The organism is Methylophilus sp. TWE2 (assembly GCF_001183865.1).
Classification (GTDB): Bacteria; Pseudomonadota; Gammaproteobacteria; order Burkholderiales; family Methylophilaceae; genus Methylophilus.
The window spans coordinates 502,771-520,033 of the sequence record NZ_CP012020.1 but is presented as its reverse complement, the minus strand read 5'-3'; the positions used below and the strand labels follow the sequence as shown (position 1 = coordinate 520,033).

Here is a 17,263-nt window from a genome sequence, read left to right as displayed (position 1 = left end):
CTCTTACTTCAGGCGATATTCAGCACTGCGGGCATGGGCCTGCAAGCCTTCACCATACGCCAGTGTCGCTGCAATTTTGCCTAATGTCTGCGCCCCTGTGGATGACACCATAATCAGGCTGGAACGCTTCTGGAAGTCATACACACCCAGCGGCGAACTAAACCGCGCAGTCCTTGAAGTCGGCAATACGTGGTTAGGGCCGGCACAGTAATCACCCAGCGCCTCACAGGTATCGCGACCCATAAAGATGGCACCGGCGTGCTTGATCTGCTTGCTGAATGTCAGCGCATCGTCCATGGATAACTCCAGGTGTTCAGGCGCAATGTAGTTACAAATCTCGGCTGCTTCAGCCAGGTCTTTTACCTGAATCAAGGCGCCACGATTTTGCAATGAGGTACGGATAATCTCCTGACGCGGCATTTCGTCCACCTGGCGCTCAATACTTGCCTGTACTTGATCGAGGAATGCTGCACTCGGTGACAGCAAAATCGCTTGCGCCAATTCGTCGTGCTCGGCCTGACTGAACAAATCCATCGCCGTCCAGTCCGGGTTACTCTTACCATCACTGATGACCAGAATCTCAGACGGGCCAGCCACCATATCGATACCGACTACGCCGAAGACTCGGCGCTTGGCTGCAGCCACATAGGCATTGCCCGGGCCAACGATTTTATCAACCTGTGGGACGGTTTCAGTGCCATAAGCCAGGGCGCCCACGGCTTGGGCGCCGCCGATACAGAATACGCGGTCCACGCCGCATACTGCAGCCGCTGCCAACACCAACGGATTTTTCTCACCGTTAGGCGTAGGGACCACCATCACCAACTCCTGCACGCCAGCCACTTTAGCCGGGATCGCATTCATGAGCACGGAGGACGGATATGCTGCTTTGCCGCCCGGCACATACAACCCAACGCGGTCCAGTGCAGTCACTTGCTGCCCCAGCAAGGTGCCATCCGGCTCAGTATATTGCCACGATTGCATAATTTGTTTCTCGTGGTAGCTACGAACGCGCTCAGCTGCGGCTTGCAAAGCTTCGCGTTGCGCCACTGGCAGACTATTCAATGCTGCATGCAATTCAGCGTGAGGGATTTCCAGCGCGGCCAGACTGGCCGCATTGGTTTTATCAAACCGGTTGGTATATTCGAGCACAGCCGCATCGCCGCGTGCCTTTACATCCCTGAGGATATTGGCGACCACTTGGTCAATGTTGTCGTCCTGCGCTGTTTCAAAAGCCAGCAAGGCTTTCAGTTCAGCCTCAAAACCTGCGTCCTGCGTATTTAAACGTTTAATCTTCATAGATCTCAGTCAATTAATCTTTATGAATGGCGGCTAGTCTTTACGGATGGCACCGGCAAAGCTGTCAATAATTGGTTGTAGCAACGGACGGTTCACTTTATAAGACGCCTGATTAACCACCAAGCGCGAACTGATGGCACCAATCTCTTCCACTGCTTTGAGTTTGTTTGCGCGCAAAGTTCCCCCGGTACTGACCAGATCGACAATCGCATCGGCCAAACCAACCAACGGCCCCAGCTCCATCGAACCATATAGCTTGATCAGGTCCACATGCATGCCTTTAGCGGCAAAATGTTCGCGCGCCGTTTTCACATACTTGGTGACGACTTTAAGGCGTGCACCCTGGCGTATGCTTGCTTCATAATCGAAGTCTTCCCGTACAGCCACCATCATTTTGCAACGGGCAATATTCAGGTCCAGCGGCTGGTACAAACCCTCACCACCATGCTCATCCAAGACATCCTTGCCAGCAATCCCAATATCCGCTGCCCCGTATTGCACATAGGTCGGTACATCAGTGGCTCGCACGATCACGAGGCGCACATCTTCACGATTCGTCGGCAAAATTAGTTTGCGTGACGACTCAGGATCCTCCAAAGACTGAATGCCTGCCGCAGCCAGTAGCGGCGTCGTTTCCTCAAAAATGCGCCCTTTACTGAGAGCAATAGTAATCATGATTAATTCGATCTACGCACTTTGGCGCCCAGTTGATTCAATTTTTCTTCGAGTTTTTCATAGCCACGGTCCAGATGGTAGATGCGGTCTATCACCGTTTCACCATCAGCAACCAGACCAGCTAGCACCAGGCCGGCAGAAGCACGCAAATCAGTCGCCATCACACTGGCGCCTTCTAGCGCAGCAACGCCTTTGACCAGTGCCGTGTTGCCCTGGACGTCAATATTCGCTCCCATGCGCTGCAGTTCCTGCACATGCATAAAGCGGTTTTCGAAAATGGTTTCAATGACCGTAGACACCCCTTCTGCAACCGTATTCATAGCCATGAACTGCGCCTGCATATCGGTAGGAAATGCTGGGTGTGGCGCAGTGCGCACATTGACTGCTTTCAACTTGCCATCACTTTTAACGGTGATGCTATCGTTGTTATGACTAACACTGGCACCCGCCTCACGTAGCTTTTCAATCACTGCTTCCAGCAAATCGGCTCGTGCGTTTTTCAAGGTCACTTCGCCACCAGTCATGGCGGCAGCCACCATATACGTTCCGGCTTCAATCCGGTCACAGACGATATGATGCTGCGCACCATTCAACCGCTCTACGCCTTCAATAGTGATGGTATCGGTACCGGCACCCTTGATTCTGGCCCCCATTTTGTTGAGGCATTCGGCCAAATCAACGACTTCAGGTTCCTTGGCAGCATTTTCAAGCACAGTCGTGCCTTGCGCCAGGGCTGCGGCCATCATGAGGTTTTCAGTACCAGTCACAGTGACAAGATCCATATAATATTTGGCACCTTGCAGACGGCGGTTAGGCAGATGCAAGGTACTGGCCTGAATATAACCGTGCGTGATATGCATGGCGGCACCCATCGCTTGCAGGCCTTTAATATGTAGATCTACAGGACGCGAACCAATGGCACAGCCGCCTGGCAAAGAGACTCGCGCAGTACCAAACCGTGCAAGCAATGGTCCAAGCACCAGAATGGAGGCACGCATGGTTTTCACCATATCATAGGTCGCCTCAAACGAAGCCACATCACTGGCATCCAGGGTGACCTGATCGCCATTTTTGCTGACCTTGACGCCCATGGTGTCCAGCAATTTGAGTGTGGAAGCCACATCTCGCAACTCAGGCACGCCAGTCAAGGTGAATGGTGTTTCTGCCAGCAAACCCGCACATAAAATCGGCAAGGCAGCATTCTTGGCACCAGATACAACGACTTCGCCGTGCAAAGGCACGCCGCCCTCAATAATCAGTTTGTCCAAAATTATGCTTTCGCCAACAGTTCTTGCAATTCGCCACTTTGATACATGCTACGCATAATGTCGGCACCACCAATAAACTCACCGCCTACATACAGCTGTGGAATCGTCGGCCAGTTTGCATACTGTTTGATACCTTCACGGATATCCATATCCTGCAATACGTCGACGGCAACGAACTCAGCGCCACACGCCGTAAGAATTTGCGCAGCCACGCTGGAAAATCCACATTGTGGGAATTTCGGGCTACCTTTCATGTATAACACCACCTTGTTGTTGGTCACGGTGTCTTTAATTTGTGCTTGTGCGTCCATTTTCATTTACTCCACTATTCAGTCAAAAACGCCTCAGGCTTGCATCTGCTGCCATTGCGTCGGGGTATAGGTTTGCATAGACAGTGCGTGAATTTCGGCGCGCATACGGTCACCTAATACGGCATACACCAATTGATGCTGTTGCACCATGCGCTTACCTTCAAACGCCGGACTGACAATCACCGCATCAAAATGGGTGCCGTCATCGCCGTTCACTTTCAGGTATTCACATTCCAGGCCATTGCGGATATAAGCCTCAAGTTGCGCTGCTGTTAACACAAAACCACCTATTCAAGAAAATGCAGACTGAACTGGCAGGAAAGTCATTCCTGCCAGTTCAGCTAACTGCGTAATTTATAACCGGATTTTAACATCTTTAGGCATAGCCACGCCAATGCCAGCAAGAAGCCAGCCACGACGGCCAGGCTCAACCATGGCGAAACATCACCCTGACCAAAGAAGCCATACCGAAATCCATCTATCATGTAGAAAAACGGATTCAACTGCGACACGGCCTGCCAGAACGGCGGCAAAGAATGGATCGAGTAAAACACGCCAGACAAAAATGTCAGCGGCATGATGACAAAGTTCTGGAATACGGCCATCTGGTCAAATTTATCGGCCCAGATCCCGGCAATGACGCCAAAAGTGCCTAGCAAGGCACTTCCACAGAGTGCAAATGTGATAATCCACCACGGATGCTGAGTAGGTACATCGACGAAAAATAAGGCAACCAGATAAATACTTAGCCCAACCAGCAGACCACGTATCATGGACGCTGCTAAAAACGCGACAAAGAATTCCAGGGTCGTCAGCGGTGTTAGCAAGAGGAACACAATATTACCCATGACTTTGGACTGGATCAGGCTAGATGAACTATTGGCAAATGCATTTTGCAGCAAAGACATCATCATCAGGCCCGGTACCAGGAAAGCAGTATAACTAACCTGGTCATAGACTTTGACATGCGACTCCAATACATGCGAAAAAATGAGCAGGTATAACAAAGCCGTTAAAATTGGGGAGGCAATCGTCTGGAAGGCGACACGCCAGAAACGCAATAGCTCCTTTTTAAAAAGGGTATACATGCCACGCCGCTGTGGGCTGATTTTATCGTCCAGCCAGAAGAAAGGATTCAGCCACTTCATGCTTGCGCCCCTTTCTGATTGCCAACCAGGTTCAAAAACACATCTTCCAAATCCACCTCTTGCAATTGCATATCCTGTACCACCACATTTGCTTCACGCAGCGTGCTTAATACGGTTTCCACTTGGGACAATTCAGACAATGCCAACACGAACTCGTCACCATTCTGCTGCTTGAGTAAGGACTGCAATTGATTTGGCAGTGCGCCCGCAAGCCTGAGTGACAATTGCTTGGCAGCATGACTTTTGAGTAAGGCACGCGTAGTATCCAGCGCCACAATCTTACCCTGCTTCATCATGGCCACCCGTTCGCACAGAGTTTCCGCTTCTTCCAGATAATGCGTGGTCAGTATAATCGTATGCCCTTGCTGGTTGAGTTTCTGGATAAATGCCCACAGCATTTGACGCAATTCAACATCCACGCCAGCAGTCGGTTCATCCAGCACAATCACCGGCGGCTTGTGCGCCAATGCTTGTGCTATCAAGGCGCGGCGTTTCATACCGCCGGAGAGTTTGCGCATATTGGTATAGGCTTTATCAGTCAGACCCAGGCCTTCAATGACCTCATCGACCCATTCATCATTTTCCGGACCATGGCCAAAATAGCCTGCCTGAAAGCGCAACATTTCACGCACATTAAAAAACGGGTCAAATACCAGCTCTTGCGGGACAACACCCAGGGCACGACGCGCTTGCTGATAGTCGGTTTGTACATCATGCCCCATGATGCGAATACTGCCGCTCGTCGGCTGCAACAATCCTGCCAACAAATTAATCAAGGTAGACTTACCCGCTCCGTTGGGACCGAGCAAGGCAAAGAATTCGCCTTGCTCAATGTGCAAATCAATGCCCCTGAGCGCCTCGAAGGCTCCGAAACGTTTGGTAATCCCTGTGATCTCTATGGCTGCAGCCACGTATACCCTTTCGCTATCCCAAAAAAACGAAACCCCACCTCGTCAGAGCTGGGGCTGTTAGACTTGATTTTCAACTAATTCAACAGAAATTCGTCAACACCATAAAGCTGCATCAGACTTCGAAGATTGTCAGGCACCCCAATCACTGATACTGGACTGGCTTGGGTATGCTGATGGTTTAATTGCCGCTGAATTTCCAGGATCAGGCTGACTGCTACGGTATCAACTTCATCCACCTTGGAAAAATCCAGGGATAATGGCGGCTCAAGACGCAACGTCTGCAACTGGTTCAGGGTTTCAGTGATGTTACCAATCAGCAGATTGCCACTGAAATGCAATGTGTTCTGTTGTTGCGTAATCTGAGCCACAAACTTCTCCGGTGTCATGAATACCACGAACGATTACTTGCCAGTGGCCGCTTTGTTCTTGTCGGCCAGTTTCTTGGTCAGGCTATCCAGACCATTCTGGCGAATTTCCTGGGCAAACTGGCTACGGTAGTTGGTCACGAGGCTGACGCCTTCAATGACGATATCATACACTTTCCAGTCTTCACCTTTTTTCCCCAGAGTGTAATCAACACCAATCGGGTCACCGCCTGGTTGCTGGATCGCGGTTTTCACTGTGGCAGATTCAGCACCTGCTTCCATACGGAAGGGTTTGTACTCAATTACCTGGTTTTTATATTTGGACAAGGCTGTTGCATAAGTGCGCAACAACAATGTCTTAAACTCTGCCTGGAATGCGGTTTTTTGCTCTGGCGTTGCATTAGTCCAGTTTTTACCCAACACTAAACGGGAAACTTTTTCAAAGTCAAAGTTGGGCAGGATTTTTTCTTCTGCGAGGGCGAAAATCTTTTGCTGGTTGCCAGCCTGGATATCTTTGTCATTTTTAATGACTTCTATCACATCATCAGCTGTTTTTTTCACCAACTGATCTGGCGTCATACCTGCCATTGCCACACTGCTTACCAGCCACATGGCAACTGCCATCCACCATTTTTTCATCGCTTTCCCTTTATCAATTTGTTTAGTTATTTACCAATCTTGTCCAATGGACTGGCATCTAACGCATCAGCACCGGATTCGGTTGATGCTGTTTTACTCGACTTATCGTCACCTTCAGTCGCCTTGCTGTAAAGGAACTGGCTAATCAGTTTTTCCAGCACTACGGCATCCTGCGTTTGAGAAATCTTGTCACCATTTTTCAGGTTACTCTCATCTCCACCAGCCTCCAGACCAATATATTGCTCACCCAACAGGCCTGCAGTATAAATATTGGCAAAGGTATCTTTTGGAAAGTTGTAACGTTTGTCGATGTTCAGACTCACAACGGCCTCATAAGTTTTGGCATCAAAGCCAATATCTCCCACACGACCAACCACGACACCTGCACTTTTAACCGGTGCGCGAGGTTTAAGACCACCAATATTCTCAAAGTTCGCGGTGACCATATAGGTGTCACCAAGATTGCTGGTAGTCAGGTTACCTACTTTCATCGCCAGCCCTAGTAAAGCGGCCAATCCCAAAGCGACAAAAATGCCCACCCATAAATCTATTGTTGTTCTTTCCATGATTAATTCCCCGTAAATTCCTGATGCTAAACCGCGATCATGAACGACGTTAATATAAAATCCAGCCCCAGCACAGCCAGCGAGGAAGTGACGACTGTGCGCGTTGTGGCACGACTCACTCCTTCTGCCGTCGGTGGCGCATCATACCCTTCAAACAAGGCAATCATGGTACAGGCCACGCCAAATACCAGGCTTTTGAACACCCCATTCAAAATATCGTATTCCCAATCGACATTGGCCTGCATTTGCGACCAGAAGGCTCCGGCATCTACGCCGATCAAGGGCACGGCCACCAGGTAGCCGCCGAGTATCCCCACCATGGAGAACAAGGTGGCCAGCACTGGCATGGCGATCACCCCGGCCCAGAAGCGCGGCGCAATCACACGCGCAATCGGGCTCACAGCCATCATTTCCATGGCCGACAATTGCTCAGTGGCTTTCATTAGGCCAATTTCTGCGGTAATTGCAGTACCCGCGCGGCCAGCAAACAACAGCGCAGTGACAACAGGACCCAGCTCACGCACCAGTGCCAACGCCACCAGCACGCCAATCGCTTCAGAGGAACCATATTTTTGCAGCGTATGGTAGCCCTGCAAAGCCAGCACCATGCCTACAAAGAATGCTGATACAAGGATGATGATCAGTGACAATACGCCCGTGAAATACACTTCACGTATAGTTAACCGGAAGCGGCGGAAGCTTTCACCTGACGAGATCAGCGTGAGCCCAAATAAACGGGCACCCGCGCCAAGACGCCAGATTTTATTGATACAACCGGCACCCAGCCTGGAAAACAGGCGCTTGAGCTTATGCAAAACCATTAGCGTGCACCCCGCAACAAACTGGCGTGGTATTCAGGCGCAGCATAATGAAACGGGACAGGCCCGTCTTTCTCACCGTGTACAAACTGGTGTATGAAAGGTAATTCTGATTGGCGCAAGTCATCAGGCGTCCCTTCTGCCGCAACCACACCATCAGCTACAAAGTAGACGTAGTCTGCAAACTGGAAGGTCTCTTCAACGTCATGCGTCACAATAATGGAGGTAGCGCCCAAGACATCATTCAAGCTACGGATCAAATCGCAAATCACGGCCATGGAAATGGGGTCCAGCCCGGCAAAGGGCTCGTCATACATGATAATACTGGGGTCAAGTGCAATCGCGCGCGCCAGGGCTACGCGCCTGGCCATCCCACCGGACAACTCAGTTGGCATCAAGGCATGTGCGCCGCGCAAACCGACTGCGTTCAATTTCATCAGCACCAGATCACGGATCATGCTTTCAGGCAAACTGGTATGCTCTCGCATGGGGAAAGCCACGTTTTCGTACACAGACAAATCGGTAAACAAGGCCCCATGCTGGAATAGCATGCCCATTTTACGGCGCAGGCGGTAAATACCTTCACGGTCTTGCTCATGGACGACTTCGCCGCATACATTCACACGACCCTTGGTCGGTTTAAGTTGCCCGCCAATCAGGCGCAGTAACGTGGTTTTGCCACTGCCGCTGCCTCCCATAATGGCCACGACCTTACCTTTAGGGAAAGTCATGTTGATGCCTTTATGCAACAAGCGACCTTTATACCCGAAAGACAGGTCCTGAATTTCTACAATTGCGTTTGCCATAGGGAATGGTTGATTTAAAACGGCTCTTATTCTAAAGCAGAATGGAGTTAAATGAGTGTATGTATCTTTTATAAAACAAAAAGCCTGAGAAACCAGGCCTTTTGTTACAAATTTATGTTGTATTCTACACTAAAAACTCATGCAAACTAAGTAAGGCGTCCCCGCAACGGGCGCTGCCTCTCCCACTCCCGGCGTGCCATTGACCAATATGCGCATCGCGCCACTATTGCCTGCACCATCATCCAGCAAGGTATCCAGTTGTAGCGCATAGCGCCCTAGTATCCCGTCCGAACACATGGCGTGGGCACTATTAAATGTATTGGCCGTCACAGCAGTCAATGCAGTGGCACTGGTGAGTCCGAGCTGGCCACCTTCGCTATTACGTGGCAAATATTGTGCACTGGCAACATTAGCTGCCCCTGTCGCCAAACCAGCCAATCGCAAATGCTGCCATATCAAAAATGACTCATCCGTATTGGTGTTTGAATTCCACGTGCCTTCAATCAAACCGTTCTGCTGCTGCCCAACGGTAGTGGCAACTACACCTGCCACATGAGTGTCCGCGGCATGATCATCGCCGGGTAACGCACGGAACCTGTCCTGATACCCATAAAAATAAGCAGGAATATTCCGAAAATCACTTGCCAGACTTTTCACTTTTGCATTCGCAATCAACTCTTGACCACGCATCACGCCAGCCAACAACAAGCCTGCGATCACCAGCACAATGGCCAATTCAATTAAACTAAATCCCAGCTCCTTTTTCATATCGAATTCCCCTTATATTCAAGTAATAAAAATATAACTTCCGCCCCCAGCTTCCAAGTCAGGCGAAAGCCGCTGAAGCAGCGCAAACAATATTAACACTAATTAATAAATATTAATATTTACAAAGGAAATAAGAGAGGACGAAACGAAAAAAACGGGCGGATACCTATGCATCCGCCCGTTCAAGGAAAATATTTTCTGTGTCAATTACAAGGTGCCGTAAGAATGTAACCCACTCAGGAACATATTCACCCCCAAGAAAGCAAAAGTAGTGACCAGCAAGCCGACCAGCGCCCACCAGGCCAACACCGAGCCGCGCAAACCCTTCATTAAACGCAAATGCAACCAGGCAGCGTAGTTAAGCCACACAATCAGGGCCCAGGTTTCCTTGGGGTCCCAAGACCAGTAACCGCCCCAAGCCTCAGCCGCCCACATCGCACCCAGAATGGTCGCGATGGTAAAGAAGGCAAAGCCGATGGCAATTGCCTTGTACATTAGGTCATCCAGCACATGCAGCGCTGGCAGACGGCTGGCCAGCACCCCACGCTTAGCCAGCAGATAAGCCCCGGCAACCATGGCTGCCAGCGAAAATGAGCCATAGCCTATGAAATTGGCCGGTACATGTATCTTCATCCAGTAACTTTGCAAGGCTGGCACCAATGGCTGGATTTCGTTGGCATGCCGGTCGAAGGTATACCACAGGATAAAACCCACTGCGGCATTGATCACCACCAGGACAAACCCGCCCAACTGGCGTGTATTGAACAATTTTTCATAATGCAGGTACAGCAGGGATGTGATCAGGCAAAACAGGATAAAGACCTCATACAGATTGCTGATAGGAATATGACCTACATCCGGGGCAATCAAGTAAGACTCATACCAGCGCACCATCAGACCAACAAAACCGAACAAGGTCGCGGTCCATGTCAATGCTGAAGCCACTTTGGCAGTGAACGCAGATTTCTGGAAAAGGGCCAGCCAATAGGTCAGCATAGCCAATACAAACAGCACATTCATCCACATGACGGCTGACTGGCTGGCGAGCAGGAACTTCAGCAGGAAGCGCTGGCCACCATTGGCGAGATCACCCTGATAGCTGTATACCGCCAGTAAACTGAGTATTGCCACACCCAGCACCAATCGCGCAACCGCCGTCCAGCGCCAACCCATGTAGCTAAACAAAGCAACCGCACCAAACAAAAAGCTGACTTCGTAGACATCCATAAAGCTCGCATAACGCTGGTAAGAGAATATCCCTCCCGCCAGCAGTAACACTGCATATATCCAGTCAAACTTGCTCAATGATTGCCAAAACGATGTTGGCTTTACTGATAATGATGTATTCATTGCATTCCCCTCTTCATTCCGTCAGGCGGATGGTGTTGCTTGCAACACGCTAGCCAGTTGCTGCTGCATACGCGCAAAGTCCTGATCCAAATCCATATTCTTACGGTTAGACGACATTGCCAGCAAAACTTCCTGCTGTGCAGGTTTGATCAATAACCAGACGCGACGTTCCTTGATGTAGAACATGGCAAAAATCCCCAGCACCAACATGACCGAACCCAAATATACCCAATTTTGCCCAGGTGACCGGGTTAGCTGGAAGCCACTAGCCTGCTTCAAAGTGTAATCCTTTAACTGGAAATAATACGGTGTGCCATAAAAAAACAAATCATTCATGGCATTGAGACTGTCCTGCACAAAGGCCACTGTTGCCTCATTCTCAGGAGCAGCGGGCAGTTGACGCTGGGCACGGCTCATCTGGTAGCCCTGCAAGGCTGCCCGGTTGAGTAATTTCAGGTAGGTTTGTGCTGCTTGCTCACGCTGATCTTTGGGCACAGCGCTTTCAATAATGCGCGACAACTCACTGTAACCACCTTGCTTAAACGTCAGCAGCAAATGTTGCAGGCTTTGTTCAAACTGCGCCTTCAATGATGCATTATCACCTGGCATTTGCTTGGCTACCTGGCTGGCAATGTTGGCAATCTCCTGGTCATTCCGCAACATCTGGCGCAGGTGCATAAAACCCGTGATTTCCATCTCATCATCTGCCGGAATGCGTAGATACTTGAATTCATCTTGTACAGTCTCACGCATGCCTGAGACAAAATAAGCACGGCCATCCAGTTGCAGTGGCTGCATATAATTCACATACTCACGTGCCTGGCCGCTGGCATTACGCAATTTCAATGTCGTGTTAGGGCCCACGTTATGTGGCTTGCCTTTACCATCGGGAGACAGGTTCAAAATATTGAACTGACGGAATTCGTTAAACTCCACCGTCATTTTCTGCGCACCGTCACCCAGGGAGCCTTTTTGCAGGATCACGCCGTCAATATCAAATCCATCCGACTTAGCAGCAGATAAATCCCATAGTTTGAATTTGAGTTGCGAACCACCATCCTGAAAGTCAGACTGGTAGATGGCAATGCCTTTGTAAATGTATGGATGGTTTACGCGTATCGTCGCCGCAATCGGCTTAGTCAATTCCGGGTCGGTAATTTCGATATCGCTCTCAAACGACTTTGGCATCCCGGTTGCATAATGCTCAATACGAAAATCCTTGAGCGCCACGGTGAAAGGCAGGTCTTGCACCAAATAGCCATCACGCACGCGCACAAAGGCCACGTTATCCCGCTCACCTTCCGGCAAAGTCATATTGGCACGAAACGACAGGTTATTGACGCTCAGGCGGCTTTCTTCAGGCACCTTGCGCGAGGAAATGTCGCGGGTTTCGATTTTCTTCAAACCCAGGAGTTCTTGTACCTTGAATGGCAAATTGCCGTCCAGCAAACCACCGAAACAGATCACAACAATGGCAACATGCGTAAAGATATACCCCAGGCGCTGATGAGTGCCCAGTTTGGCAGCAATCAGCACATCGCCGTTGCCCTGCTGCTGGGTCTTGAAGCGGTAGCGCTCTGAGGTTAAAAACGCGCCTAACTTCTCTTGCAAAATGGCGGGAGATTGCTGCGCAGGCAGGCTGGCCTGATGGCTGAACAAACGCAATGACTTTTCGGTGGCATTTTCTTTATAGACTTGCCACTCCTTGATCATGAGCGGTGCATTACGGATCACACACAAGGTGGTCGAAATCACCAGGAACAACAGAATCACCAGGAACCAGGCCGCATGATAAACATCCAGCAACCCCAGCATTTCAAACATCTCAAACCAGAACTGACCAAACTTGACGATGTAATTGGTATAGGGCTCGTTTTGCTTGAGCACCGTACCAATAATTGATGCAATGCCCAACAGCGTTAACAGGCTGACTGCAAAGCGCATGGAACTCAGTAGCTCATAAACACGCTGCGACAAAGAAACGGGTGTTTTCAAAACATTCTCTTCAAAATGGATGGATAAGGTTAAACCAGTTTTTGTTAGCCCGGCATGACACTAACGCCAGGTGCGCACATGTGGACGACATCCGTGGCGAAAGGTTGCATGACCAACCAGTAAAAAAAGGTGGCCTCAGCCACCTTTTTTGCTTTCAACTGAATTAACGAAGGCCTTGGATATAATCTGCCACTGCCTGCATTTCAGCATCACTCATTTTTGCGGCAATGGTCATCATCATTGGCGCATTAGCACGCTCACCAGTGCGGAAAGTTCTCAACTGCTGCACGGTGTAGTCGCTATGCTGACCAGCCAGGCGTGGAAACTGTTTTGGCAAGCCGGCGCCAGTGGCGCCATGACAGGCTGCACAAGCAGGCACTTGGGTAGCTGCTATGCCACCGCGGTAAATCTTCTCGCCCAGAGACCCTTTGCCATTACTTTTCGCCTTGGCCAGTTTGATACTCTGGCTGGAGAAATATTTGGCCAAGCCTTCCATATCCTCCTGGCTTAATGCACCGGCAATCCCGGACATCACTGCGTTGGCTCGCGTACCTTCCTTGAAATTGGCCAACTGCTTGACCAGGTACTCGGGATGTTGCCCGGCAAGTTTCGGATTGGTGGTAATGACGCTGTTACCATCTGCACCGTGGCAGGCTGCACAAACATTTTGCACAATTTTTTCCGGGCCATTGACGGCTGGCGCGGCTTCCGCTGAGGCAGCCTCCTCAGCAAATACTGGTTGCACACCCATGGCAAACAGTACAAACAATCCTGCTTTAAAACTATTCAACATCATTCTCAATGCCCCAACGTTTTTATTCGGCGTCATTTTATCAAACAAACCTTGTTCGTGATAGCATGCACAGCTGAATAGTCTATAAAACCTTGAGGCAACTCAACTCCATCATGCCAGTTTTCCAAAATGCCCGCTTTCACTTATCGGCACACCACCTCAGAGACTTACCGCCAGCCAGCGGGATTGAAGTCGCATTTGCGGGACGCTCAAATGCGGGCAAATCCAGTGCATTGAACACTTTAGCCAATCACAACCGCCTGGCATTCGTCAGCAAACAGCCCGGCCGTACACAATTGATTAACTTTTTCACGCTGGGGGATGACAGACATCTGGTGGACTTACCCGGATATGGATACGCAAAAGTCCCGGAAGCAATGCGCGCGCATTGGCAAACCGTGCTTTCACGCTACCTGAGTGAGCGGCAAAGCCTGGCAGGATTGGTACTAGTCATGGACAGCCGCCACCCGCTGACACCTCTGGATAGGCAGATGCTGGACTGGTTTTGCCCCTCAGGCAAACCCGTACACGTATTGCTGACTAAAAGTGACAAGCTTTCTCGTAGCGAATCAACCATCACACTCGGCAAAGTGCGCAAAGAACTCCATAGCGGCTGGGGGGATAAGATCACGGTGCAACTTTTCTCCAGCCTGAAGAAACAAGGTGTGGACGAAGCAGAAAAAGTCCTGGGTGAATGGTTTTTCGGCAACGAAGCCGGGATGCCAGAAGAAACCGCTCCCACCGAATAAAAAAGCAGACCGAAGTCTGCTTTTTTATTTTTCAAAGTTCGCCATCAAACCCGTTTAAACACCAAATCCCAAACACCATGACCTAACTTCAGGCCACGGTTTTCAAACTTTGTCAGTGGACGATAGACAGGTTTTTCAGCGTAATCTACAGCCGTATTTTGCAATTGCGGCTCACCTTGCAACACCTCTAACACCCATTCAGCATACTCCTGCCAGTCAGTCGCCACATGAATGTAAGCGCCCGCTTTCAACTTGGAGCATAACAGCTTAACAAACTCAGCCTGAATTAAGCGGCGCTTGTGATGGCGTTTTTTATGCCAAGGATCGGGGAAGAAAATATGTACGCCATCCAGCACAGCCTCTCCCAGCATATGTTGCAGCACCTCGACGGCGTCGTGCTGAATGATGCGGATATTGTTAATATCCCCTTCTTGCATCAACTTGAGCAGGCTACCCACCCCTGGCGTATGCACTTCAACCGCGAGGAAATCACAGTCAGGTAACGTCTGCGCAATTTTGGCAGTGGCGTCGCCCATGCCAAACCCGATTTCAAGAATTTTCTTGCTGTCGGCTCGGCCAAACGCCTGATTTAAATCCAACGGCTGATCGGCATATTCAATACCAAAGGTCGGCCACGCCGTTTGCAAAGCTCGCTCCTGCCCCTTGGTCAAACGCCCCTGGCGCAGCACAAAACTGCGAATACGGCGTTGATAAGGCGCTTCTGAAGATTCTGGGATAGGATCAATATCGGTCATGGGGCGCATTATACTTTAAGAGCCTGTTTTCCTTCGACCCCATCCCAAAGAATGACTTTATTACGCAACACTCAAAAAACCATCACAACTGATGCCTTTTATCCCCACTCATAAACCCAACCAGCGGTTCACTCAACCCCTTACTCAACGCCAGTACCTTAAACAACTCCCCCATCTCCGCAGGTGATAGCAACTTTTGTACTGCCGCCACCATCGGCAAATAACGCGCACTCTCTTCCGGCGAAACCTGTTGCAGCAATTGCAGAATGCCACAGTTGATTAAAAATTGCGCCTGGTTGGTATAACCTGCACAGGTCAACCCATGTGCCAACGCCGTTTCGGCCATGGCAGTGAAATCGACATGCGCAGTAATATCCTGCAAGCCGGGATAAACAAGTGGATCATCATGCGCATAATGCTGGTAATGGCACATCAAAGTGCCTTGTGTACGTTGCGGATGGTAGTACTCACTCGCAGCAAAACCATAGTCCAGCATCAAAATCAACCCACGCCCTAACATCGCTGCAAGACTGGCGATGAGACCTTGTGCTGCCGGACAAACTTCCGTGGTGTAGCCATCAGGTAAAGGGTCGGAATCGATAGCTTGAACTAATGAGGCATGTTGCAATGGCCGTAGCTGCGAAACTAGGCCGGACTCAAAAGCAACGCCCCGTTCTTGCCAAACGCCCTTCTGCCAGGTCAGCACATGTACCGGAATCGCATCCAGCACCTCATTACCAATCACCACGCCATCAAAGTTAGCTGGCAACTCATCCAGCCATTGCAGGCGTGAGAATAAAGATTCAGGCAACAGTTTTTTCAGGCTATCCTGTTGCCTTTGGCGCAAGTTAGCGCTTACCTCAAGAATAAAATAATGTGGTGGCAATTGCCCTAGCGCTTCAAGTTGGAGCAACAGCCCTGCTGCCAACTTACCTGTCCCTGCCCCAAGCTCCAGCACATTTCCGGCAGTTTCTTGCAACCCTTGACCAACCTGATTGGCAAGCGCTTGCGCAAACAGCGGCGAAATCTCAGGCGCGGTGACAAAATCTCCGCCGCGACCGAACTTATTCGCTTCTCCACTGTAATAGCCAAGGTGCGGCGTATAAAGGGCCATTTGCATATACTCAGCAAATGGAATCCAGCCGCCCTGTTGCCTGATAGATTGTTGAATGTGGGCGAGTAACTTGTCGCTATGCTGTTGCGCCCCGGCATCCAGCGCGGGCAATCGTGTAGAAATCGGTTGAGCAGTCATTCAACCATTATAATGTGAGCTGTCTAGAATAAAGAGACTAATGTGAACGCTGATTCCCAGACTAAAGTTGTGCTGATTACAGGGGGTGCCAAACGGGTGGGCGCCTCCATTACACGCGAACTGCATCGCCAAGGTGCCAGCATCATGCTGCACTACCACACCAGCGAAACTGAAGCCATTGCGCTACAAGCCGAACTGAATCAGATCCGCCCCAACAGCGCTGCCATCACGCAATGCAACTTGCTGGAAACCGATTGCATTCCGGCGCTGGTGGCTGCCACGCTGCAAACCTTCGGCAGACTGGATGCCCTGGTGAATAACGCTTCCAGCTACTACCCTACTGAGCTTGGCAGCATACAGCTTGAACAATGGGAAGACCTGATGGGCAGCAATCTCAAAGCCCCCCTGTTTTTAAGCCAGGCGGCAGCGGATGCGTTGCAGGCCAGTGGTGGTTGTATCGTCAATATTACCGACATGCATATTGAGCGCCCCAAGAAACACTACATTGTGTATAGCGCCGCAAAAGCGGGCCTGGTCAGCCTGACCAAATCGCTGGCCCAGGAGCTGGCACCCAAAGTGCGCGTCAATGCAGTGGCGCCAGGGCCCGTGTTATGGCCCGACAACAATCAGGAGTTTGATGAGCAATATCGCCAGCAAGTGATTAACCAGACCTTGCTTAAACGTACTGGCGAGCCCAGTGATATCGCCAAAGCGGTAAAGTTTTTAATTTACGATGCGCCATTTGTTACCGGCCATGTCCTCGCCGTAGATGGCGGCCGCCATTTGAGCATTTAA

The 17,263-nt window shown here is 50.3% G+C and carries 20 protein-coding genes; 2 read left to right on the top strand and 18 right to left on the bottom strand.

Annotation, left to right across the window (positions count from 1 at the left end; translation table 11 throughout):
* Positions 1 to 3: 3 nt before the first annotated feature.
* The 16 genes from hisD to ACJ67_RS02335 all read right to left on the bottom strand — a co-directional run bounded on the left by hisD (position 4) and on the right by ACJ67_RS02335 (position 13,715).
* Positions 4 to 1,299 carry a histidinol dehydrogenase gene (hisD, locus tag ACJ67_RS02410; protein WP_049637742.1) on the bottom strand — a complete coding sequence of 432 codons (1,296 nt, stop codon included), beginning with the start codon at positions 1,297 to 1,299 and terminating at the stop codon, positions 4 to 6.
* 33 nt (positions 1,300 to 1,332) lie between these two features.
* Positions 1,333 to 1,974, bottom strand: coding sequence for an ATP phosphoribosyltransferase (gene hisG, locus ACJ67_RS02405; RefSeq protein ID WP_018986669.1), 642 nt, complete (start codon positions 1,972 to 1,974; stop codon positions 1,333 to 1,335).
* Positions 1,975 to 1,976: 2 nt separating this feature from the next.
* Positions 1,977 to 3,242, bottom strand: coding sequence for a UDP-N-acetylglucosamine 1-carboxyvinyltransferase (gene murA / locus ACJ67_RS02400; RefSeq protein ID WP_049637741.1), 1,266 nt, complete (start codon positions 3,240 to 3,242; stop codon positions 1,977 to 1,979).
* A 2-nt stretch (positions 3,243 to 3,244) separates the two neighbouring features.
* Positions 3,245 to 3,553, bottom strand: coding sequence for a Grx4 family monothiol glutaredoxin (gene grxD / locus ACJ67_RS02395; protein WP_018986671.1), 309 nt, complete (start codon positions 3,551 to 3,553; stop codon positions 3,245 to 3,247).
* A gap of 33 nt (positions 3,554 to 3,586) precedes the next feature.
* A complete protein-coding gene (locus ACJ67_RS02390) occupies positions 3,587 to 3,832 on the bottom strand; it encodes a BolA family protein (RefSeq protein ID WP_049637740.1) in 246 nt (81 codons plus the stop codon).
* A 62-nt stretch (positions 3,833 to 3,894) separates the two neighbouring features.
* Positions 3,895 to 4,701: an ABC transporter permease gene (locus ACJ67_RS02385; RefSeq protein ID WP_049637739.1), complete on the bottom strand. Its 807-nt coding sequence runs from the start codon at positions 4,699 to 4,701 to the stop codon at positions 3,895 to 3,897.
* The gene (locus ACJ67_RS02380; protein WP_049637738.1) at positions 4,698 to 5,612 is read right to left on the bottom strand and encodes an ABC transporter ATP-binding protein; all 915 of its coding nucleotides are present in this window, start codon (positions 5,610 to 5,612) and stop codon (positions 4,698 to 4,700) included. The genes ACJ67_RS02385 and ACJ67_RS02380 overlap by 4 nt, the downstream gene beginning before the upstream one ends.
* Before the next feature lie 74 nt (positions 5,613 to 5,686).
* Entirely contained in the window at positions 5,687 to 5,980 is a 294-nt protein-coding gene (locus tag ACJ67_RS02375; RefSeq protein WP_231587232.1) for a lipid asymmetry maintenance protein MlaB, read from the bottom strand.
* A gap of 33 nt (positions 5,981 to 6,013) precedes the next feature.
* A complete protein-coding gene (locus tag ACJ67_RS02370; protein WP_156171632.1) occupies positions 6,014 to 6,616 on the bottom strand; it encodes a phospholipid-binding protein MlaC in 603 nt (200 codons plus the stop codon).
* 26 nt (positions 6,617 to 6,642) lie between these two features.
* Positions 6,643 to 7,182 (bottom strand): outer membrane lipid asymmetry maintenance protein MlaD, encoded by a 540-nt coding sequence (gene mlaD / locus ACJ67_RS02365; protein WP_049637736.1) that lies wholly within the window; start codon positions 7,180 to 7,182, stop codon positions 6,643 to 6,645.
* A 26-nt stretch (positions 7,183 to 7,208) separates the two neighbouring features.
* Positions 7,209 to 8,003 carry a lipid asymmetry maintenance ABC transporter permease subunit MlaE gene (mlaE, locus tag ACJ67_RS02360; RefSeq protein WP_049637735.1) on the bottom strand — a complete coding sequence of 265 codons (795 nt, stop codon included), beginning with the start codon at positions 8,001 to 8,003 and terminating at the stop codon, positions 7,209 to 7,211.
* Positions 8,003 to 8,806: an ABC transporter ATP-binding protein gene (locus tag ACJ67_RS02355; protein WP_049637734.1), complete on the bottom strand. Its 804-nt coding sequence runs from the start codon at positions 8,804 to 8,806 to the stop codon at positions 8,003 to 8,005. The genes mlaE and ACJ67_RS02355 overlap by 1 nt, the downstream gene beginning before the upstream one ends.
* A 129-nt stretch (positions 8,807 to 8,935) precedes the next feature.
* A complete protein-coding gene (locus ACJ67_RS02350; RefSeq protein WP_049637733.1) occupies positions 8,936 to 9,574 on the bottom strand; it encodes a type II secretion system protein in 639 nt (212 codons plus the stop codon).
* Between the two features lie 207 nt (positions 9,575 to 9,781).
* Positions 9,782 to 10,924, bottom strand: coding sequence for a c-type cytochrome biogenesis protein CcsB (gene ccsB, locus ACJ67_RS02345; protein ID WP_049637732.1), 1,143 nt, complete (start codon positions 10,922 to 10,924; stop codon positions 9,782 to 9,784).
* A 21-nt stretch (positions 10,925 to 10,945) separates the two neighbouring features.
* Complete coding sequence (locus ACJ67_RS02340; protein ID WP_049637731.1) at positions 10,946 to 12,868, bottom strand: cytochrome c biogenesis protein ResB; 1,923 nt, start codon at positions 12,866 to 12,868, stop codon at positions 10,946 to 10,948.
* Positions 12,869 to 13,082: 214 nt separating this feature from the next.
* Entirely contained in the window at positions 13,083 to 13,715 is a 633-nt protein-coding gene (locus tag ACJ67_RS02335; protein ID WP_049637730.1) for a cytochrome c, read from the bottom strand.
* A 110-nt stretch (positions 13,716 to 13,825) separates the two neighbouring features.
* Here ACJ67_RS02335 and yihA point away from each other — a divergent pair, with 110 nt between their 5' ends.
* Positions 13,826 to 14,461 (top strand): ribosome biogenesis GTP-binding protein YihA/YsxC, encoded by a 636-nt coding sequence (yihA, locus tag ACJ67_RS02330; RefSeq protein WP_049637729.1) that lies wholly within the window; start codon positions 13,826 to 13,828, stop codon positions 14,459 to 14,461.
* Positions 14,462 to 14,505: 44 nt separating this feature from the next.
* On the opposite strand, the gene trmB is transcribed toward yihA, so the two are convergent.
* Together trmB and ACJ67_RS02320 are read right to left on the bottom strand one after the other, a co-directional pair.
* Positions 14,506 to 15,216, bottom strand: a complete 711-nt coding sequence (trmB, locus tag ACJ67_RS02325) for a tRNA (guanosine(46)-N7)-methyltransferase TrmB (protein WP_082164095.1) — start codon at positions 15,214 to 15,216, stop codon at positions 14,506 to 14,508.
* Between the two features lie 82 nt (positions 15,217 to 15,298).
* Entirely contained in the window at positions 15,299 to 16,468 is a 1,170-nt protein-coding gene (locus ACJ67_RS02320) for a class I SAM-dependent methyltransferase (RefSeq protein WP_049637727.1), read from the bottom strand.
* 42 nt (positions 16,469 to 16,510) lie between these two features.
* Here ACJ67_RS02320 and ACJ67_RS02315 point away from each other — a divergent pair, with 42 nt between their 5' ends.
* A complete protein-coding gene (locus ACJ67_RS02315; protein WP_049637726.1) occupies positions 16,511 to 17,263 on the top strand; it encodes a pteridine reductase in 753 nt (250 codons plus the stop codon).